This window comes from Alterirhizorhabdus solaris, from assembly GCF_007785815.1.
In the GTDB taxonomy this organism is placed as follows: Bacteria; Pseudomonadota; Alphaproteobacteria; order Sphingomonadales; family Sphingomonadaceae; genus Alterirhizorhabdus; species Alterirhizorhabdus solaris.
The window spans coordinates 1-19134 of sequence record NZ_VNIM01000008.1; the positions used below are offsets into that span (position 1 = coordinate 1).

At 69.4% G+C, this 19134-nt stretch carries 17 protein-coding genes; 6 read left to right on the plus strand and 11 right to left on the minus strand.

Going from position 1 to position 19134, the window contains the following annotated elements:
- The first annotated feature begins 51 nt into the window (after window positions 1-51).
- Complete coding sequence (locus FOY91_RS03475) at window positions 52-555, plus strand: MarR family winged helix-turn-helix transcriptional regulator (protein ID WP_145148176.1); 504 nt, start codon at window positions 52-54, stop codon at window positions 553-555.
- Between the two features lie 3 nt (window positions 556-558).
- Here the strand turns inward: FOY91_RS03475 and FOY91_RS03480 are convergent, their stop codons facing one another.
- Window positions 559-822 carry a hypothetical protein gene (locus FOY91_RS03480; protein ID WP_145148178.1) on the minus strand — a complete coding sequence of 88 codons (264 nt, stop codon included), beginning with the start codon at window positions 820-822 and terminating at the stop codon, window positions 559-561.
- 150 nt (window positions 823-972) lie between these two features.
- On the opposite strand from FOY91_RS03480, the gene FOY91_RS03485 reads away from it, so the two are divergent.
- Window positions 973-2568: a phospholipase D family protein gene (locus FOY91_RS03485; RefSeq protein WP_238995219.1), complete on the plus strand. Its 1596-nt coding sequence runs from the start codon at window positions 973-975 to the stop codon at window positions 2566-2568.
- A gap of 19 nt (window positions 2569-2587) precedes the next feature.
- Here FOY91_RS03485 and FOY91_RS03490 read toward each other — a convergent pair whose 3' ends face one another.
- The 8 genes from FOY91_RS03490 to FOY91_RS03525 all read right to left on the minus strand — a co-directional run bounded on the left by FOY91_RS03490 (window position 2588) and on the right by FOY91_RS03525 (window position 15456).
- On the minus strand, window positions 2588-3517 hold the full coding sequence (locus FOY91_RS03490; protein ID WP_275265929.1) for a Gfo/Idh/MocA family protein: 930 nt from the start codon (window positions 3515-3517) through the stop codon (window positions 2588-2590).
- Window positions 3514-4506, minus strand: a complete 993-nt coding sequence (araD1, locus tag FOY91_RS03495) for an AraD1 family protein (protein WP_145148182.1) — start codon at window positions 4504-4506, stop codon at window positions 3514-3516. The genes FOY91_RS03490 and araD1 overlap by 4 nt, the downstream gene beginning before the upstream one ends.
- Complete coding sequence (locus tag FOY91_RS03500; RefSeq protein ID WP_145148184.1) at window positions 4503-6035, minus strand: aldehyde dehydrogenase (NADP(+)); 1533 nt, start codon at window positions 6033-6035, stop codon at window positions 4503-4505. Before FOY91_RS03500 ends, araD1 begins: the two co-directional genes overlap by 4 nt.
- A 10-nt stretch (window positions 6036-6045) precedes the next feature.
- Window positions 6046-7353: a sugar MFS transporter gene (locus FOY91_RS03505; protein WP_145148186.1), complete on the minus strand. Its 1308-nt coding sequence runs from the start codon at window positions 7351-7353 to the stop codon at window positions 6046-6048.
- A 161-nt stretch (window positions 7354-7514) separates the two neighbouring features.
- A complete protein-coding gene (locus tag FOY91_RS03510) occupies window positions 7515-9857 on the minus strand; it encodes a glycoside hydrolase family 3 N-terminal domain-containing protein (RefSeq protein ID WP_238995220.1) in 2343 nt (780 codons plus the stop codon).
- A gap of 40 nt (window positions 9858-9897) precedes the next feature.
- Window positions 9898-12564: a glycoside hydrolase family 2 TIM barrel-domain containing protein gene (locus FOY91_RS03515; protein WP_145148188.1), complete on the minus strand. Its 2667-nt coding sequence runs from the start codon at window positions 12562-12564 to the stop codon at window positions 9898-9900.
- A 70-nt stretch (window positions 12565-12634) separates the two neighbouring features.
- Window positions 12635-14332: an alpha-N-arabinofuranosidase gene (locus FOY91_RS03520; protein WP_238995221.1), complete on the minus strand. Its 1698-nt coding sequence runs from the start codon at window positions 14330-14332 to the stop codon at window positions 12635-12637.
- Between the two features lie 203 nt (window positions 14333-14535).
- Window positions 14536-15456 carry an alpha/beta hydrolase gene (locus FOY91_RS03525; RefSeq protein WP_145148190.1) on the minus strand — a complete coding sequence of 307 codons (921 nt, stop codon included), beginning with the start codon at window positions 15454-15456 and terminating at the stop codon, window positions 14536-14538.
- A 167-nt stretch (window positions 15457-15623) separates the two neighbouring features.
- Between FOY91_RS03525 and FOY91_RS03530 the strand changes: the two genes are divergently transcribed.
- Window positions 15624-16421: a sugar phosphate isomerase/epimerase family protein gene (locus FOY91_RS03530; protein ID WP_145148192.1), complete on the plus strand. Its 798-nt coding sequence runs from the start codon at window positions 15624-15626 to the stop codon at window positions 16419-16421.
- A 23-nt stretch (window positions 16422-16444) separates the two neighbouring features.
- On the opposite strand, the gene FOY91_RS03535 is transcribed toward FOY91_RS03530, so the two are convergent.
- Window positions 16445-17245 (minus strand): enoyl-CoA hydratase/isomerase family protein, encoded by an 801-nt coding sequence (locus FOY91_RS03535; RefSeq protein WP_145148194.1) that lies wholly within the window; start codon window positions 17243-17245, stop codon window positions 16445-16447.
- Window positions 17246-17561: 316 nt separating this feature from the next.
- Between FOY91_RS03535 and FOY91_RS03540 the strand changes: the two genes are divergently transcribed.
- The 3 genes from FOY91_RS03540 to FOY91_RS03550 all read left to right on the plus strand — a co-directional run bounded on the left by FOY91_RS03540 (window position 17562) and on the right by FOY91_RS03550 (window position 18718).
- Window positions 17562-17855 carry a hypothetical protein gene (locus tag FOY91_RS03540; RefSeq protein WP_145148196.1) on the plus strand — a complete coding sequence of 98 codons (294 nt, stop codon included), beginning with the start codon at window positions 17562-17564 and terminating at the stop codon, window positions 17853-17855.
- A 111-nt stretch (window positions 17856-17966) separates the two neighbouring features.
- On the plus strand, window positions 17967-18467 hold the full coding sequence (msrB, locus tag FOY91_RS03545; RefSeq protein ID WP_145148198.1) for a peptide-methionine (R)-S-oxide reductase MsrB: 501 nt from the start codon (window positions 17967-17969) through the stop codon (window positions 18465-18467).
- A 23-nt stretch (window positions 18468-18490) separates the two neighbouring features.
- Complete coding sequence (locus tag FOY91_RS03550) at window positions 18491-18718, plus strand: hypothetical protein (protein WP_238995222.1); 228 nt, start codon at window positions 18491-18493, stop codon at window positions 18716-18718.
- A 51-nt stretch (window positions 18719-18769) separates the two neighbouring features.
- Here the strand turns inward: FOY91_RS03550 and FOY91_RS03555 are convergent, their stop codons facing one another.
- A complete protein-coding gene (locus FOY91_RS03555) occupies window positions 18770-18964 on the minus strand; it encodes a hypothetical protein (RefSeq protein WP_145148200.1) in 195 nt (64 codons plus the stop codon).
- Window positions 18965-19134: the final 170 nt, after the last annotated feature.

Below are 19134 nucleotides of genomic sequence, written 5' to 3' on the forward strand. Positions count from 1 at the left end.
GCACCCCACCGCGCCCCCGCCCGGCCCCTTCCCGACCGGCGCGGCTGAACGATGGCCGCGCTTCCGCCCGCCGTCGAGGATGCCCCGGAACAGGTGCTTCCCGACAATCGCCACCCGCGCTCGATCGGTCTGAAGATCACGGTGCTCGCACGCCAGATGCGCCAATGCTTCGACGAGCGCGTCGGGGAGATCGGCGTGACGCGCGCGCAATGGTCGCTGATCGCGGCGGTGGCGCGCAATCCCGGTGCCACCCAACGCACCATCGCCACCCAGCTCGAAGTCACCGACGTGACCGCGGGCCGGATGATCGACCGGATCTGTTCCGACGGCCTGCTCGAACGGCGCGAGCATCCGACTGACCGGCGGGCCTATTGCGTCTACCTCACCCCGGCGGCGCAGCCGGTGCTGCAGAAACTGATGGCCGTGGCCGAGGAGCATGAACAGGCCCTGTTCGCCTCACTGGAGAAGGCGGACGTCGATCGGCTCAACGAACTGCTCGATACGCTGTCGCACAATGTGGCCATGCTGCGCGGCATCGGCCGGCCCCGGCCATAGCGCCTATTGCAGTGCCGTCACCTCGCGCCGGGACAGCGAGGTCCGCAGCCTGCCGTCCAGCGCGGAGACGGTTGCGACCGGGATCGTGACCAGCCGGCCCGCGATGATGATCTGCGGCGATCCGTCCACCGCCACGCGGTACACCGGGGCAAGCCGCGCGGCGGTGACGCTGCGGAGCATCTCGCCGCGCATGGGCGCAACGGTCGGCAGGGCAAGTGCAGGCGTCGCGACGAAGGCCAGCACGGCGGCGAGGAAGACCCTGTTCATGCGAAACTCCACAATGGCGCAACAAATGTATTACGTCGCTTATACTAAGCAGCGTTACTGTTTGATGAACAGGCTCGTGGCTCGTTCGGCCGGATGCGGTAGCGGACGCCGGATCATCCCGGCTCGCGAGGCGTCGCCACGGAGATGTCGATGATGATCGTGAAGATACTGGCCGGCTTGCTGGCGGCGGTGGCCGTCGCGGGCGTCTCGATCAGGCTGCTCTATCCGCTGCCCGCGCTCGAACCGCGTCCCGTATCGCAGGCGTTCACCGATACCGCCGACACCCCGCTCGGTCGCGGGGCGCAATGGCAGAACCGCGCGCACCCCGGCCTCAGCGGCCTCCACCTGCTGAACGACGGCCGCACCGCTTTCGCCGCGCGCGTCCTGCTGGCCCGCGCCGCCACCCGCAGCCTCGATGTGCAATATTACATCTGGCACGGCGATCTTTCCGGATCACTGATGCTGGAGGAGATGCACCGCGCTGCCGATCGCGGCGTCCGCGTGCGGATGCTGCTGGACGACAACGGCATCACCGGCCTCGATGCGACACTGGCGGCGCTGGACGCGCACCCCAATGTCGAGATCCGGCTATTCAACCCCTTTACCGTCCGCTGGCCCAAGCAGATCGGCTATCTCGCCGATTTCGCCCGGCTGAACCGGCGTATGCACAACAAGAGCCTCACCGCAGACAATCAGGCGACCATCATCGGCGGCCGCAACGTGGGCGACGAATATTTCGGTGCGCGCGACGAGGGGCTGTTCGCCGACCTCGACGTGCTGGCGGTCGGCCCCGTGGTGGCCGACGTGTCGAGCGACTTCGATCGCTACTGGCGCAGCGGCTCGGCCTATCCCGCCGCGCGCATCCTGCCGCCGGTCCTGCCCGAGCGCATGGCCGAACTCGCCGCCGCCGCCGCGACCGCCGAGCGTGATCCGCAGGCCCGCGACTATCTGGAGGCGGTGCGATCGCTGCCGATCATCCGGCAGGTGCAGGACGGCTCGCTGCGGTTCGAGTGGGCGCGCGTGAAGATGGTGAGCGACAACCCCGCCAAGGGCCTGGGCAACGCGCCGGAGGATGGAACGCTCTGGGCCAAGCTGACGGCGGCCATCGGCGTGCCGCACCGCGCGGTCGACCTCGTCTCGGGCTATTTCGTGCCGACCGCGGCCGGCACCGCCGCCTTTGCCGACCTCGCCCGCAAGGGGCTGGCGATCACGATCCTGACGAACGCCTACGAAGCGACGGACGTGGGCATCGTTCATGCCGGCTACGCCCAGTATCGCAAGGCGCTGCTGCGGGCCGGGGTGACGCTGTACGAGCTGCGCTCGCCCGCCGGTGGATCGATCACCCCGCCCGCCCGCCGCCTGATCGGAACGGGATCGGGATCGAAGACGGGGTCGGGGCGGGTGCTGCGCTCGTCCGGCTCGACGCTCCACGCCAAGACCTTCGCGGTCGACGGGCGCCGGCTGTTCGTCGGCTCGTTCAACTTCGATCCGCGCTCGATGCACCTGAATACCGAGCTTGGTTTCCTGATCGACAGCCCGCCCCTCGCCGCCTCGCTCGACCGGGCGTTCGCGCAAGGGGTGCCGCAGCGGGCCTATCAGGTGGTGCTGACGCCGACGGGCGACCTCGCGTGGATCGAGCGGACCGGGGAGCGCACGATCACCCACCACACCGAGCCGGGCACGTCGCGAGTGAGTCGCGCGACGATATGGCTGCTGTCGAAACTGCCGATCGAGTGGATGCTGTAGCACCGTCGAACGACCGCGATCAGTCCTCGAACGCCTCGACCGTCTCGCGCTGGCCGCGCAGGAAGGCATCGGCCACCAGCCGGAACGGCGCGATATCGACATCGCTCGTCCCCGCTTCCACCAGCTCGGCGAAGCGGCGATAGAGACCCGGATACTCGCGATCCTCGTCGTGCCGCGTCTCGCCCGGCACGGTGAACACCGCGCCGCCGGACGACAGAGCGAGCATGCCCCCGTCGGTCTCGACGGTGATGTCCCAAGTTTGCGTGCCGGTCTGGCGCCAGTCGAGGTCCATCGTCATGGCGGTGCCGGTGGCGTCGCGAAGGGTCAGGTCGGCGGCGATCGGCGCGGCGCGGTTGGCCGGCAGCGACAGGGTGGCGCTTTCGAGGAACAACGGCCGCGGCCAGATCCGCGTCGCGATCGACAGCGCGTTGATCCCCGGATCGAACACGCCAAGGCCACCCGCCTCCCAGATCCACGCCTGCCCCGGATGCCAGTGGCGCACATCCTCGCGCCAGACGATGCGGCCGCCCAGAATGCGCTTGCCGGCAAGCCAGGCGCGCGCCGGCTCTACCCCGGCGGCGTAGCGCGAATGCCAGCTCGCGAACAGCGTGACCCCGGCCGCCCCGGCCAATGCCTCCAGCGCCGCGACCTCGCTCAGCGTCGCGCCCGGCGGCTTTTCGAGGAACACATGCTTGCCGGCCGCGATGGCCGTGGCGGCCAGCCCGTAACGCACCTGCGGCGACGAGCAGAGCGCGACCGCATCGACCTCCGCCTCCGCAAGCAGCGCCTCCAGCGTGCGGAAATGCGGCACGCCCTCGACACCCGGGCTGTTCGGGCTGCTCGTGGCGGCCAGCACCAGCCCGGCATCGGCGGCGATGGCGGGCAGATGCTGGTCGCGGGCGATCTTGCCCATGCCCACCAGGCCGATCCGCAGCGGGGCCGCGCTCACAGCGTTTTCACCGCCACCGTCTCCCCGGCGGCGCGGGCGAGCGGGTTGCGCAGCGGCAGGGTGAACGGCGCCGCCTCGATCTCGAACACGTCGCCCTGCTCGGTGCGGATCCCGTCGCTGAACGACAGCGTGGCCGTACCGAAGAAGTGGACGTGAATGTCACCGGGACGACGGAACTGGCCGTATTTGAAGTGATGCGCCTCGAGGTTGGCAAGGCTGTGCGACATGTTGGCCTCGCCCGAGAGAAACGGCTTTTCCCACAGCACCGCGTCGCCCCGGCGGATGCGGCTGCTGCCCTCGACGTGCGCCGGGGGTTCGCCGACCAGCAGTTCCGGGCCGAGCGCCGCCTGACGCAGCTTGGAATGCGCCAGCCACAGGTAGTTGTGGCGCTCGGTGACATGATCGCTGAACTCGTTGGCGAGCGCGATGCCCAGCCGGAACGGCGTGCCGTCCGGCCCGATCAGATAGATGCCGGCCAGTTCCGGCTCCTCGCCGCCATCCTGCGCGAAGGCGGGCATGGTCAGTGCCTCGCCGGGGCCGACGAGATGCGCGCCATCCCCCTTGTAGAACCATTCGGGCTGCTGGCCGGTCTCGCCGGCTGCGGGCTTCCCGCCCTCGACACCTTCGAGAAACATCCGCATCGAGTCGGTCTGCTGCGCGGCGGCGGCGGCATCGCGATGCATCTTGTCACGTCCTTCGGCAGAGCCGAGGTGGGTGAGGCCGGTGCCGGCCAGCGTCAGATGCGCCGGGTCGGCATGATCGATCGGTGCGATCAGCCGGCCGGCGGCGAGTTCTGCGACAATATCGACCGCCGCCCCCTCGCCGCAGGCCGCGGCCGCTTCGGCAAGCCCGGTGCCGGCGGCGATGGCGCGTTCGGCGAGCGCGCGGACGCTTTCCACGCCGGGCAGGATGTGCGCGCGATCACCATTGGCGGCGATCACGGCGCGGCGGCCGTCGGCATCACGGTGCTGGAGGAGACGCAACGTCATCGTGCGCCGCCAGCCGGCTTGCCGTCGACAAGCCGGGGCCAGCCGGCCGCGCCATCGTCGCGCAATGCTGGCGGCAGCAGGTCGGCCGGCAGGTTCTGGTAGGAGACGGGCCGCAGGAAACGATCGATCGCGAGGCTGCCGACCGAGGTGGTGCGCGCATCCGACGTGGCCGGATAAGGGCCGCCGTGCACCATCGCATGCGTCACCTCGACCCCCGTGGGCCAGCCGTTGGCGAGGATGCGCCCGGTCTTGCGTTCGAGCAGCGGGATCAGCCGGGCCGCGAGGGGCGTATCGCCGGCATCCAACTGCAACGTCACGGTCAACTGGCCCTCGAGGTGCGCCAGCACATCGAGCAGCTCGGCCTCGTCGCGGCAGCGCACCAGCAGCGAGGCGGCACCGAACACCTCGTGGCCAAGCGTGGCGTCGGCGATGAAGGAGGCGGCATCGGTGGAGAACAGCGCCGCCTGCCCGCGCGCGAATGCCTCGTCGACGGTGCCCTGCGCGACAGCTTCGACCTTGGGGTGGCCGGCCAGTGCGGCGACGCCCTTTTCGTAGGCGGCGTGGATGCCGCCGGTCAGCATCGGCGCCGGCGCGTGGCCGGACAGCGCCTCGCCGGCAGCGGCGAGGAAAGCATCCAGCCCCGCCCCCTCGATCGCCAGCGCGAGGCCGGGATTGGTGCAGAACTGCCCCGCGCCCAGCGTGAGCGAACCGATGAAGGCGGTGCCCATCTCGGCACCGCGCGCGGCGAGTGCCCCGGGCAGCATGATGACCGGGTTGATGCTCGCCATTTCGGCATAGACCGGGATCGGCACGGGCCGCGCCTGCGCCAGCGCGACCAGCGCCAGGCCACCGCCGCGCGATCCGGTGAAGCCCACCGCCGCGATGCGCGGATCCTGCACCAGTGCGGCGCCGAGGTCGTTGCCGCTGCCGACGAGGTGGTTGAACGTACCCTCCGGCATGCCGGTGGCCGCGATCGCCGCGCGGATCGCCCGTGCCACCATCGCGCCGGTCGCCGGATGCGCCGGATGCCCCTTCACGACGACCGGGCAGCCCGCCGCCAGCGCCGAGGCGGTGTCGCCGCCGGCGGTGGAAAAGGCGAGCGGGAAGTTGGACGCGCCGAACACCGCGACCGGGCCGAGCGGGATCATCCGCAGCCGCAAATCGGGGCGCGGCGGCGTGCGATCGGGCAGCGCGGGGTCGATCCGCAGGCCCGCCCAGCCGCCCTGCCGGACGACATCGGCGAACAGCCGGAGCTGGCCGACGGTGCGCCCGCGCTCCCCCTCCAGCCGCATGCGGGGCAGGCCGCTCTCGCGCATCGCGGTCACGATCAGGTCGTCGCCGAGCGCGACGATCTCCTCGCCGATGCGCTCGAGGAAGTCGGCGCGTCGGGCGGGGTCGATCGCGCGATAGGCGTCGAACGCGCCCTCGGCGGCAAGACAGGCGGCGGCGACCTCGCCGATGCCGTGGTTCTCGAACGGTTCGCCGAAAGGCTCGCCCGTCGCGGCGTCGATCGAACGGAGTGACGTCATCATATCTTCCTCAGGCAACCGGGCGCTCGTCGGGCAGCGGGTGCGTGACCCGCGATCCCCAGACGGCATAGAACAGGACGTAGAGTTCACAGGCGGCGGTCAGCAGGAACGACCACTGCAGCCCGTACATGTCCGCCAGCTTGCCCTGCACCACCACCAGCGCGCCACCGGCGATCGCCATGATGAGCAGGCCCGCCCCCTCCTCGGTCAACGGCCCCAGGCCGCGAATGCCGAGCGAGAAGATCGTCGGGAACATGATCGAGTGGCACAGGCCGACCAGGATCAGCGCCCACATCGCCGCCGGCCCCTGCGCGAAGGTCGCCACGATCATCACCACGAAGGCGGCGATGCTGAAGCCGGCCAGCACCTTTTCGGCGGGCATGCGGCGCATCAGATAGCTGCCGGCAAAGCGCCCCACCATCATTCCGCCCCACAGCAGGGCGAGATAGCGCGACGCCTGTTCGCGGGTGATGTTCGCGATATCGGGCTGCGACACGAAGTTGATGAACAGGTTGGCGACGCCGATCTCGGCGATCAGGTAGATGAAGATTGCAGGGATGCCGAACACCAGGTTGCGATGCTTCCAGAGCGACAGCCCGGCCCGGTCCGCCTGCGAGGCGCGCTGCGTCGACTGGCCGATGGTGGGCAGCGGAAACCGCGCGATGACGATGGCGAGCAGCACCAGCACGACCGCGACGATCACATAGGGCAGGATCACCGACTGGGCATCGGCGTACCGCTCGGCCGCGGTGAGCGTGGTGCCGACCGCCGCCGTGCCCCCCTTCGACCGGCCGAGGATGAGATAACCGGCGAACAGCGGCGCCAGCGTGGTGCCCAGCGAGTTGAACGCCTGCACCAGGTTGAGCCGCGACGATCCCGTCTCGGGCGGGCCGATCACCGTGACATACGGGTTGGCCGCCACCTGCAGCAGGGTGATGCCGCTGGCGATGATGAACAGCGCGGTGAGCACCAGACCGTATGACGGCACCTTGGCGGCAGGCACCATCAGCAGCGCGCCACCGGCCATGACGAGCAGCCCGACGACGATCGCGCGCTGATAGCCGACCCGCCGGATCAGCCGGGCGGAGGGAATGGATGCGAAGAAATAGGCGATGAACCACACGCTCTCGATCAGCGTGGTCTGGGTATAATCCAGCTCGAACACGCTGCGCAGATGCGGCAGCAGCGTGTTGTTGATGACGGTGATGAAGCCCCACATGAAGAACAGGCTCGCCAGCAGCGTCAGCGCCGGCCCGTATCGTGTGGGTGCGCCGCCCGTGGCCTCGATCCCCGCCGTCTGTCCTGCCGGTCCCGCCATCGCTGCCCCCGCCTGCCCATGCCGCCCGATGCCGGGCGATCTTCTCCGCTTGCTTTAGTCCGGGTAGGGGGCAACCGCGCCATCGTCAACGCCGCCACCCGCGCCCGGGGGAAAAACATCAGGTCGGGGCATCAGGCCGGACGCTCCGACCTGAAGCCGGATCAGCGCGCCGCGCGCGGCTTGCCGCCGACGGTGAAGGTGGCGTGGGCCTGCGCCGTCGAGCTGTTGCCGACCCACAGGTCGAATGCCCCCGGATCGATCACCCAGCCGCGTTCCACCGAGTTCCAGTAGCGCACGTTGGCTTCGTCGAGGGTGAAGCGGACCTGCCTGCTCTCGCCGGGTGCCAGCGTCACCCGCTCGAACCCCTGGAGCAGGCGGATCGGCCGCGATTGCCGTCCCGCCCGTTGGTGGATGTAGAGCTGCACCACCTCGTCTCCGGCGCGCTTGCCGGTGTTGGTGACGGTCGTCGAGACGACGATCCTGCCGGCCGGCGCCAGTTCCGCCTTGTCGAGCGTGGGCGGGGCGATGGTGAAGCTGGTGTAGCTGAGCCCGAAGCCGAACGGGATCAGCGGCGTGGACGGCGCATCCCAGTAACGCTTGTCGGCCGTGTCGGGGTTGTGGGTGAGGTTGCGGGCATAATAGGTCGGCACCTGCCCCACGCTGCGCGGCCATGTGACCGGCGTCTTGCCACCCGGATTGACGTCGCCGAACAGCGCGCGCGCCACCGCCGCCCCGCCGCGCGACCCCGGATACCATGCCTCCAATATGGCCGGCACCTTGTCGTACACGCCCGTCAGGTCCAGCGGCCGCCCGTTCATCAGCACGACGACCACCGGCTTGCCTGTGGCGAGCACCGCATCGAGCAGCTTGCGCTGGTCGCCCGGCAAGGTGAGATCGGACCGCGAGGCCTGTTCCGAGCTCATCTCGATCTTCTCGCCCAGCGTCAGGATCACGACGTCCGACCGGCGGGCCAGATCGACCGCCTTCTTCAGTTCGTCGGCGGTCTGCGCCGGGGTCCACAGCTTCGCCGGGCCGCGCAGCCCGGCCAGCGGCGACGGCACCAGCCGGGAAAGCTGGACGCCCGGTGTCGTCTCGACGGTGGCGACGCCGTTCAGGCGCTCGCTTATTCCCTTGAAGATCGTCACCGCCTTGGCCGCATCCTGCGGGAAGGCCAGCGACACCGTGGTATCGCCCGGCGAATCCGCCATCGCGCCGATCACCGCCACCCGCTTCTGCGCGCCGGCCACCAGCGGCAGGGCGTTGCCCTCGTTCCTGAGCAGCACCAGCGAGCGTTCGGCCGCGACCTGCGCCGCGGCGGCATGCGCCGGATCGTCGAGCACGCGCTGTGCCGCCGCCGCATCGACATAGGGGTTCTCGAACAGGCCCAGCCGATACTTGACCGTGAGGATGCGGCGCACCGCCTCGTCGATCCGCTTCATCGGCACCTTGCTGGCGCGCACGGCGCCGACCAGCGTCGAAAAGGCGTTCGGCGACATGGACATCTCCATGTCCACCCCCGCCATGAGCGCGCGGATCGATGCATCGGTCTTGTCCTCGGCGAACCCCTGCTTGACCAGGTTGTGGACGGCGCTGGCATCGGTGACGACCCAGCCCTTGAAGCCCAGCTCGCCGCGCAGGATGTCGGTCAGCAGCGTCCGGTTGGCCGAGGCCGGCACATCGTTGAGATCCATGTAGGCGCTCATGATGTTGCCGGCGCCGGCATCGATCGCCGCCGCGAACGGCGGCAGGTAGACGTTGTGCAGTTCGCTGTCGGACAGGTAGGCGGAGTCATAATCCCGCCCGCCCATCGAGGCGCCATAGCCGACGAAATGCTTGGGGCCGGCGATGATATGCCCCGGCGTCCCGATGCCGGCGCCCTGGAACCCCCGCACCTGCGCGGCCGCCATCGCAGCACCCAGGTACGGATCCTCGCCCGCCCCCTCAACGATACGGCCCCAGCGCGGATCGCGGGCGATGTCGATCATCGGCGCGAAGGTCCAGTGGATGCCGAGCGCGCGGGCTTCGCTGGCGGCGACACCGCGCGCCTGCTCCACCATCGCGGGGTCGAAACTGGAGGCGGTGGCGATCGGCACCGGGAACATCGTCCGCATGCCCCAGATCACGTCATAGCCCAGCAGCAGCGGGATCTTCAGCCGCGTCTGCTCGACCGCGAGCTTCTGATACTTGTTGGCGACGGCGGGATCGTGGACGAACAGCACGGCGCCGAGTTCGGCCTTGCGCACATTGTCATCCAGCGGCGTCATCGGCGGCATGCCGGGAGGCGCCACCGCCCCGGTCGGGAACAGCGAGGCGATATCGAAACGCTGGCTAAGCTGCCCGACCTTCTCCTCCAGCGTCATCTTCGCCAGCAGCCGGTCGGCGCGCGCCTCGGCATCCTTCTCCGAGACAGGCGCCGCCGCCGCCGGTGGCGCGGGCCGGGACAGGACCGGCCCGGCCGACGCCAGCGCGATCGCCGCGCCGGCGAGAAGATGGGACATCCGCATTCGTATCAACTCCCTATCCGTTGCCGGATCGCCGCTTCGTTCAGCCCACCTGGATCGAAAGCGATGCGCTTTGCAACCCCGGGCTGGAGACGCGCACCTGCGCGTCGCCACGCCGGCCGGTGGGTTGCAGGATCGCCAGCGCGGTGCCGTGGAAGCTTCGCGTCAGGCCGTCCTGGAAGCTCTCGATGCCATAGGGGTTGGCCGATCCCGCCGCGCGCAGCATGGCCTTGCCGGCGACCTCGAACGTCAGCGGCACGGCAGCGTCCGGCACCGGCCGGCCCTGCGCATCGCACACCTCGGCAAAGACATAGCCGAGGTCCGCCGCCGATCCGGCGATCCGGCTGCGTTCCGCCCGCAGTTTCAGCCGCGCGGGCGCGCCGACGGTTTCGAGCGTGCGGCGGCCGATCTCCCTGCCGCCCTTGTACGCGACGGCCACCAGCTTGCCCGGCTGGTACGGCACTTTCAGCACGACCTTGCACTTGTCGGCCGGCGCCAGCGCCTTGCGGCCCACTTCCTTGCCGTTGAGCAGCAACGCCACCTCGTCGCCTGTCGAATAGACGTGGACCGCCATCGGCCGCGCATCGCCAGCCGGCCACGTCCAGCTTTCCAGCACGTCGGGCCAGCCCCACGCGGTCTGCTCCTCGTGGTAGCCCTGCGGCACCGGGCGCTGGACGAACAGCGCCAGCGGCGTGCGCCCCCACACCACGTCGCGATACACGCTCGGCGGCTTCTTGAGGCCGATGAGGTCGATCTCGCCGGAGCCTGCCTGATAGGCCGGATAATCCCAGACGTAGAAGTTCAGCATGCTCACATCCATGCCGAAGATGATCTTCTTCTCGCTGTCGGGCGGCGCGGTATCGGAGCGCAGGCGCGAGGAGCCGGAGCCGACCTCGCCAATATAATCCATGCCGGTCCACACGAACTCGCCCATATAGGCCGGGATGCGCTCCATATGCTCGCGGATGTCGTAGGCATCGGCGCTATGCGTCTCGGTCGTCAGGAAGGACAGGTCCGGGTAGGTCGCATGGTCCTTCTCCACCGCGTTGAACGAGTAGTTGTAGCTCGTTACGTCAAGCTGCGCGCGCGCGCCCTTGCCCTTCTCGCCGGCATAGGAAGCGGTGAGCGCCTGCGTGATGAAGCGCGTGGTGTCCTGCGCGCGGATCACGCCGCGCATCTGCGTGGCGATCTCCACGCCGCGCGGCGAGATCGCCTCGTTGATCTCGTTGCCGATGCTCCAGAAGGCGATGCTGGCATGGTTGCGATCGCGCCGGATCATGCTGGTCAGGTCGGCGCGCCAGTGATCCTTGAAGTACAGGTGGTAGGCGTCCTTCATCAACTTGGGTTTTTCCCACATGTCGAACGCCTCATCCATGACGATCATGCCGAGTTCGTCGCAGACATCGAGGAAGTAGGGCGAGGGCGGATTGTGCGAGCAGCGGATCGCGTTGAAGCCGTTCGCCTTCATCAGTTCCACCTTGCGCCGCTCGGCCCGGTCGATCGCCACCGCGCCCAGCATCCCATGGTCGTGATGCACGCACGCGCCCTGCAACTGGTACGTCTTGCCGTTCACCTGGAAGCCGGCCTTCGGCGACACCGCGATCGTGCGGATGCCGAACCGCTCGCTGATCCGGTCGGTGGTCTTGCCGCCCGCCGTCAGCGTGATGTCGGCGTGGTGCAGGTTCGGCGCGTCGGGGGACCACAGCGCCGGGCGCGGCACGGAAAGCTCGACGTCCACCCGGCCCGCCTGCCCGGCCGCCAGCGACACCGGCTTCACCGCCGTGGCGACCACGCGGCCCGCCGTATCGCGCAGCGCGACCTGACACGTCACCGTCTCGGGCCGGGTCGCGCGGTTCTCCACCTCCACCCCGACCAGCACCGTGGCGGCGTCGGCGGCCACCTTCGGCGTGGTGATCGCGGTGCCCGAATACGGCACGCGCACCGCCCCGGTACGGCTCAGCCAGACGTGGCGATAAAGCCCCGATCCCGAATACCAGCGCGCCGTCTCGCCCACGTTGGAGACACGCACCGCCAGCACGTTGGCGCCATCGGCGCGCAGGTGCGGCGTCAGGTCGAACACGAAGCCGAGGTATCCGTTCACGTTGCGGCCGAGCGACACGCCGTTGATCCACGCCTCGGCGATCATGTACGCGCCGTCGAAGCGGATCTCCACCTGCTCGCCGGGCACGAGCGGGGTGAGCGTGAAGTGTTTGCGATACCAGCCGATCCCGCCGACCGTCCAGCCGGTGCCCCAGCCGAAGGCGGTGGCGTCGGTATCGAACGGGCCCACCTTGTGCGGCGGCCCGTCGGGGCTGGCCGGCGGCACCGATGCCATGACGATCGGCACCTCCGGCGAGACCACCGGGGCCCCCTTGGGATGCGGGCCGGGGTTCCACAGCGCGACCGGCGGCACCCACGGATCGGTCGTCTTCGGCGCGCCGGGACGGTCCTCGATGCTCCAGTCGTGCGGCAGGTCCAGCTTTCGCCAGCCGGTGTCGTCGAACGTCGGGTTCTGCGCCTGCGCGGCATCCCCCAGGAAGAAGCGCCAGTCGGTGTCGAACAACAGGTCGCGCGCCGGCCCGCCCGCCGTGTCCGCGCGGACGGTGGCGGCCGTGGCATCGACGGCGTTGCCAAGCGTCAGGGCGACGCCGCCGAGCGCGGCGGCCTTGAGCACGTGGCGGCGGGGGAGTTCGGAATCCTGCTGGGTCATGCGGGCACTTTCCTGTCTTCTCGATATCGACGGCCCCGCGCGGCGCGCGACGGGGCCGTTTCATGTTGTGTCAGGGTTCGAGGCGAACCACCGTCACGGACTTGGGCGGCAGCGTCAGCTTGAGCGTACCGCCGCTCGCGCGGGCGGTAACAGGGCGGGGGGTGACGGTATCCGGCGCCGCGAAGCTGTTGATGCTGTCTACCCGCGGCGCGGTCAGCACCTCGCCCACCGCCGAGGTGGCGGAGACGCCGGCCACGCTGGTCGAGATATCCGCCGGGCTGTTCGGGTCGAGGTTGACCAGCGACAGCCACACCTTGCCGTCCTTGCCGCGCGCGGCGATGGCATCCACCTTGGGCAGCGTGATCGTGCCGACCTTGTATTCGCCGGCGTTGAACGTGACCGGCAGCAGCGTGGCATCTTGGAACGGCACGTACATCTTGTACACGTGGTAGGTCGGCGTCAGGACCATCTTCGGCCCCTCGGTCATGATCATCGCCTGCAGCACGTTCACCATCTGGGCGATGTTCGTCATGCGGACGCGGTCGGCATGGCGGGCGAAGATGTTGAGGTTCATCGCCGCCGCGATGCCGTCGCGCAGCGAGCTGTCCTGGATCAGGAACAGCGATTCCGTGCCGGCGCGCGGCTTCAGCCAGACGCCCCACTCGTCGACCACCAGCGCGACGTGCTTCTTGGGATCATATTTGTCCATGATGGCCGAATGCTTGGTGACGGTGCGGTCCATCCACTGCGTCTGCATCAGGACGTTGGCATATTCCTTCTCGCCGAAGCCGGTCCCCGGCTCGTTGAACGGCAGCGACCCCCAGGTGTACTGGTGCAGCGAGATGCCGTCGATGTCCCAGTAGATCGGGCTGCGGGCCTTCCACGCCTTCATGACGACTTCGGTGTAGGACGCATCCGAACTGTTCGGCCCGGCGGCGATGCGCTTCATGCCGTTGGGGTTGCTGGGCAGCGAATCCATCGGCTTGCCCGACATCAGATCCTTGGCGATCACCGAGTAATCGATCTTCGGCGGCGCCTGATCCGGGTTCTGGTTGTGAACGAAATGCGCGAAGGTCTTCATCTTCGTCACATATTCTTCGCCGGTGTAGGGGCCACCGCAGCCCCACATCTCGTTGCCGAGGCCGAGATACTTCACCTTGTAGGGCGCCTTGTGACCGTTGGCGGCGCGCTCGGCGGCGGCGGACGACGGCGCGACGGCGGTCATGTAGGCCAGCCAGTCGGACGCCTCCTGCACCGTGCCGGAGCCGACGTTGACGGAGATGTACGCCTCGGAACCGATCTGCGCGGCGAAATCCATGAACTCGTCGGTGCCGAACGTGTTCGGCTCGATCGCGCCGGCCCAGTTGGTGTTCACCGTCGTCACGCGCTTGGCCGCCGGGCCGATGCCGTCGCGCCAGTGATATTCATCGGCGAAGCAGCCGCCCGGCCAGCGGACGACGGGCACCTTGATCGCCTTCAGCGCCGCCACGACATCGCTGCGGATGCCGCGCACGTTGGGGATGCGCGATCCCTTGCCGACCCAGACGCCGTCGTAGATGCCGAGGCCGAGATGCTCGGCGAACTGGCCGAAGATGTCGCGGTTGATGACGGCGCCGGGCTTGTCCGCCTGCACGACGAGACCGCCGGGTGCGGTTGCCGGGGCCACGGGCGTTGCCGCCTGGGCGCGAACCGACACCGGCATGGCGACAGCCATGATCGCGGCCAGCCCCCCGAAGACAACCGAGCGGCGACGAGACGTGTCGAGCATGTAGACTCCCTCCTGCGGTTTCACGGGCTTGTGGCGTTTCGTGCCATCGCGCGTTTGAAATCCGAACACCGGACGCATTGCATATTACTCCGGGCAGTGAAAGCGGCCGCGGGCCCGATCGCACCGACGTGCCCGGCGCGGGGTCGCCGACCGTGGCGCGGGAGGCGTGGCCTCGCTACCCGGCGACGGCCGTCGTCGAAGGCTCATCGCGCCGCACCGGGCACCAGCTTGCGCATCGTCATCCAGCCATGAAAACTGGCGAGCCAGTCCCCGGTGGTGGTGCCGGGCCGGCCCATGCCGAAGCCGTGCCCGCCGGTCTCGTAGAGATGGAACTCGACCGGCCGCTTCGCCTTGCGCCACGCGTCGATCAGGCCGAAGCCCTTGCCGGCGAACAGCGGGTCGTCCAGCGCGATCGCGCCGAACAACGGCGGCGCGTCGGCCGGCACCGCCACCGCTTCCAGCGGTGGATAGATCGCGGCGACGAAATCCGGACGGTCCGTGATCCCCGCGTCGGTCGCCACCCTGACGGTGGAGATCGCCCCGGCCGAAAAGCCCATGAGGCCGATGCGTCGGGGATCGACGCCCCACTCCCCCGCGCGGCGCCGCACCAACCGCACCGCATTGGCCGCATCGGCGACTGCAGGCGGATAGTCGAAGGTGACATAGGCGCTCTGGCTGGCCGGCGGCATGTTCGCCACCGCCTGCTTCGCCATGTCAGCGAGGCTGCCGGTGACGGGCATGACCCGGTATTTGAGCACGAACGCGCTGATGCCGCGCGCGGCCAGCCACCGCGCCTCCTGATAACCCTCGATATCGATCGCGAGGATGCGATAGCCGCCGCCGGGGGCGATGACGACCGCCGCGCCATTGGCCTTGCCGGGCGCGGGCAGCACCGGCGTCACCGTCGGCACGCTCACGTTCCGCAGCACCGTCAGCGGCCCCATCCGGTCCTCCGCCTCCGCCTGCGTGGCCGGGGGCGTGCCGGGTGCCGCGCCCGGATAGAGCCGGATCGGCGCGAGGGTGCGGACACCGTTCGCCGCCGGAACGTCCTGCGCAGCGGCCGCGACCGGCGCGAACGCCGCCGGCACCATGCACAAGGCGGCGGCGGGCATCAGCCGCGACATCAGGCCACGGGCCTGCCGGATCGAGAACAAGATACGGACCCTCCCCCTCACCGCCTCGCGCCGATACTGGCACCGCCGGTTTTAGTCTTAGTAGCGACAATGCAGTGGCCCCGTTTCAATTGCAACCGCGCCCCGCTATCTCCGGGGAAAAGGGCGGAGAGGCCGGAATGCACCCCAGATTGTCGATCAACAGCCTTTCGCTGGGCGAGGCCGGGCTTGCGAGCCATGTGGACACGACTGCCCGGCTCGGCGCGGCGGCGATCGGGCCGACGCTGGAGGAGGTCGTCGAATACGGGCCGGTCGCGGCGGCGCGACTGATCGACGACGCGGGGCTGGCCGTCGCCACGCTCACCCACCGCGCCTTCGGTTTCGCGACACCCGATATCGCGGCGGCGGCGCGCGCGCGTCTGGACGACACCATCGCCGTCGCCGGGGCGATCGGCGCGCGGACCATCACCATGACGACCGGCGGCCGCGAACAACTGGCGTGGCACGCCGCCGCCGCCCGCTTCGCCGAGGCGGTCGCCCCGTGCGCGGCGCACGCGCGCGATGCCGGCGTCCGCCTGTCGCTGGAGCCGACCTCGCACCTGTATGCCGACGTCTCGATCGCACATCGCCTGACGGAGACGGTGGCGTTGGCCCGCGCCGCCGGCATCGGCGTGGGGATTGACCTGTTCGCCTGCTGGACCGATGCCGACATCGAGGCGGCGATCGCCGACGCGGGCGAGGTGATCGCGCTGGTGCAGGTGAGCGACCATGTGCCGGGCGACCGCGCCCTGCCCTGCCGCGCGGTGCCGGGCGACGGCGCGATCCCGCTCGCCCGGCTGCTGCCGCTGATCGAGCGCGCGGGCTTTCGCGGCTTCTACGACATCGAGGTGATCGGTCCCCGGCTCTGGTCCGGCGACATCGACGCGGGGCTGCGGCGAGGGGCGGCGTGGCTGGCCGGCATCCTGCCCCCCGCCTGAACCAGCCGCCCCGCCGCGGCGCGCTACGCCTTCTTGCGGCCGATGCTGGCGATGTGGCGCTTCATGCCTTCCTGATAGTCCGGCGACAGCATCAGCGTGCTGTTGGCCATCCGCTCCACCGCGGCGGCCTGATCCGCCCCGAGATCGGCGGCGAGTTCGATGGTGAGCTTGGCGGCGCCCATCATCTCGCCGTTCTGCTGGGTGAGGTGGCGGCAGAAGGCCATCACGTCCGCCTCGAAGCTCTCGTCGGGATAGACCTTGTGGACGAGCCCCATCGTCAGCGCTTCCTGCGCGCTGGCCGGCAGGTTCGCCATGATGAGCAGCCGTGCCCAGTGCGCGCCGACGACGCGGGTCAGCCGGCTCACTCCGTTGGTGGCGGGCAGCACGCCGAACTTGGCCTCTGGAAAGGCATAGCCGGCCGAGGCGGCGGCGAGGCGGAAATCACACGACAGCGACATCTCCAGGCTGCCACCCACGCACATGCCCTGATGCGCCACGACGAACGGCTTCTCGATATGCTCCATCTCGTCCCAGATCTGGCGCATCCGGTTGGGCAGGCGGCGATGCATCTCGCGGATGCCGGAGCCGGTGGTGGGCAGCGCGCCGCCGCCCCCTTCCTTCAGATCCGCACCGGACGAGAAATACTTGCCCTTCGCCCGGATCAGCATGACCCGCAGCCTGGGCGTGTCGCGGAAGCGGTACACCGCCTCCTCCAGCCCGGCCATCAGGCTGGAACTGAGCGCATTGTACTTCTCGGGGCGGTTGAACGTCGCGATGAGGATGCCGTCCTCCTCGTCGACCAGAAGATGGGGGGCGTCGGTCATCGTGCTGTCCTCCTCGATCGCGTCTGTGCGCGCCGTGCGTGCGGCGGCCCCTCTGGAGCGCCGCACCGGCGTCGCCGTATAGGGCAATGGCGAAGTCCGGCGATAGGGGCGGCTGCCACGCGGGCCGGCACCGGGCATTGCCTCGTCGCCGTGACAATATATTGCCACGGCCTCGCCTGCCCGGTATCGACAAAAGTCGGACCAGACCCGACCTGCCTCCGTTCGCCCCCGGCAGCCTTGCCCGGGTCGGCCGGATACGGTGCGCGGGCGGCCCCTGGGTTTCCAGACCGGACATCATTCGCCACAGGAGCGTCGCATGAAGAAACTGACCGCATTGTTCGCCGGCATGGCCATCGCCCTGGCCGCCCCGACGATGGCGCTGGCCGCCGGCTACACCACCGCCGTTACGACGATCGGCACGCTGAAGGCCGATCCTGCCGCCCATGCGATCGTCGAGAAGCATCTGCCTGGCCTGCTCGACAACCCCCAGATGGACATGGCCGCCGGCATGACCTTCCGCGCGATCCAGCCGATGGCCGGCGACAAGGTGCCCGAGGAAGCGTTGAACAAGATCGACGCCGATCTGGCAAAGCTGCCCGCCAAGAAGTGATCCGGCACCGGGCGCCCGCCGGCCTGCAGGCCGGTGCGGCCCCGGGCGGGCCGTGTGCCCGTGATATCGGATGAAGGACCAGACTCCCATGCAGACCAACGGGGATCATCGATGACGCGACGTGAACTGTTCGGCATGGGGGCGGTCGGCGCCGTGGCGGTCGCCATCGGTGGCCGTATCGCGATGACGCGCAAGGCGCCCGAGACGGCGACCGCGACCTTCCCGATCCAGCATACCGACGCCGAGTGGCGCGCCATGCTGAAGCCGGCCAGCTACGACGTGCTGCGCAAGGGCGCGACCGAAGCGCCGTTCTCCAGCCCGCTGCTGGCGGAGCATCGCGCGGGCGGGTTCGCCTGCGCGGGCTGCGCCACGCCGCTGTTCGACTCGGCGACCAAGTTCGACAGCCACACCGGCTGGCCAAGCTTCTGGCAGTCTCTGCCGGACGCCACCGTGCGGAAGGAAGACCGTTCGATCGGCATGTCGCGGACGGAGATCGTCTGCGCGCAGTGTGGCGGCCATCTCGGCCACGTCTTCACCGACGGGCCGAAGCCGACGGGGCTGCGCTATTGCATGAACGGGGTGGCGCTGGCGTTCCGGCCGGCCGCCGCCTGACGCGACAGACAAGGGAACGGGCGATGACCGAATTCTTCAACGGCGTGATGCGTGCCATCAGCAGCCTGCTGGGCGTCGCGATGGTGCTGATGGGCGGGATCTGGATCCTGCAGGGCTTCAATATCGCCTTCCTCGACAGCTTCATGGCCGACGACAAGCAATGGGCACTGTGGGGCGCGTTGCTGGCGCTGGTCGGCGTAGGCCAGATCGTGTGGAGCAATACGCGCGAAAACTACTACCGGCGCCGATAGCCTCGCTGACGCCGGCCCCCCTGGCAACGGGGCGGCCGGCGCAACCGCGCCTCAGTGATCCTCCTCGTCGTCGGGCGGAACGCACAGGATCGTCCACGCCTCGAACAGCGCCGTGCGCGCCTGACGCACCGCGCGCGCTGCAGCCTTGTCGAAATCGTCGAGCGAATCGAGCAGTTCGGCCAGATCGTCGTTCACGGCGTGGGTCCGCCGGCGAAGGGTGAGCCGGCTGGAGTCTGGATCGGGCATTGGCGCACTCCACGGGTGTTGTCGGGCACCGGCCATCGACGCGGTGTCTCGCCTTTCTGGTTAGCCGTTCTCCCGGCCAGGAAACAAGCGGCGGGTGCCGCGAACCGCGAAGCCCCTCCATTTTACGACGCGACCGCCCCGGCGCGGCCACCACGCGAGACCCCCGGGGC

Excerpts from the sequence above, each read along its gene's own strand:
- araD1 (WP_145148182.1), bottom strand. The coding sequence starts at position 4,506 with ATGACGTTGCGTCTCCTCCAGCACCGTGATGCCGACGGCCGCCGCGCC.
- FOY91_RS03500 (WP_145148184.1), bottom strand. The coding sequence starts at position 6,035 with ATGACGTCACTCCGTTCGATCGACGCCGCGACGGGCGAGCCTTTCGGC.
- FOY91_RS03530 (WP_145148192.1), top strand. The coding sequence starts at position 15,624 with ATGCACCCCAGATTGTCGATCAACAGCCTTTCGCTGGGCGAGGCCGGG.
- msrB (WP_145148198.1), top strand. The coding sequence starts at position 17,967 with ATGACGCGACGTGAACTGTTCGGCATGGGGGCGGTCGGCGCCGTGGCG.
- FOY91_RS03535 (WP_145148194.1), bottom strand. The coding sequence starts at position 17,245 with ATGACCGACGCCCCCCATCTTCTGGTCGACGAGGAGGACGGCATCCTC.
- FOY91_RS03555 (WP_145148200.1), bottom strand. The coding sequence starts at position 18,964 with ATGCCCGATCCAGACTCCAGCCGGCTCACCCTTCGCCGGCGGACCCAC.
- FOY91_RS03540 (WP_145148196.1), top strand. The coding sequence starts at position 17,562 with ATGAAGAAACTGACCGCATTGTTCGCCGGCATGGCCATCGCCCTGGCC.
- FOY91_RS03550 (WP_238995222.1), top strand. The coding sequence starts at position 18,491 with ATGACCGAATTCTTCAACGGCGTGATGCGTGCCATCAGCAGCCTGCTG.
- FOY91_RS03505 (WP_145148186.1), bottom strand. The coding sequence starts at position 7,353 with ATGGCGGGACCGGCAGGACAGACGGCGGGGATCGAGGCCACGGGCGGC.
- FOY91_RS03475 (WP_145148176.1), top strand. The coding sequence starts at position 52 with ATGGCCGCGCTTCCGCCCGCCGTCGAGGATGCCCCGGAACAGGTGCTT.
- FOY91_RS03515 (WP_145148188.1), bottom strand. The coding sequence starts at position 12,564 with ATGACCCAGCAGGATTCCGAACTCCCCCGCCGCCACGTGCTCAAGGCC.
- FOY91_RS03510 (WP_238995220.1), bottom strand. The coding sequence starts at position 9,857 with ATGCGGATGTCCCATCTTCTCGCCGGCGCGGCGATCGCGCTGGCGTCG.
- FOY91_RS03525 (WP_145148190.1), bottom strand. The coding sequence starts at position 15,456 with ATGTCGCGGCTGATGCCCGCCGCCGCCTTGTGCATGGTGCCGGCGGCG.
- FOY91_RS03485 (WP_238995219.1), top strand. The coding sequence starts at position 973 with ATGATGATCGTGAAGATACTGGCCGGCTTGCTGGCGGCGGTGGCCGTC.
- FOY91_RS03520 (WP_238995221.1), bottom strand. The coding sequence starts at position 14,332 with ATGCTCGACACGTCTCGTCGCCGCTCGGTTGTCTTCGGGGGGCTGGCC.
- FOY91_RS03480 (WP_145148178.1), bottom strand. The coding sequence starts at position 822 with ATGAACAGGGTCTTCCTCGCCGCCGTGCTGGCCTTCGTCGCGACGCCT.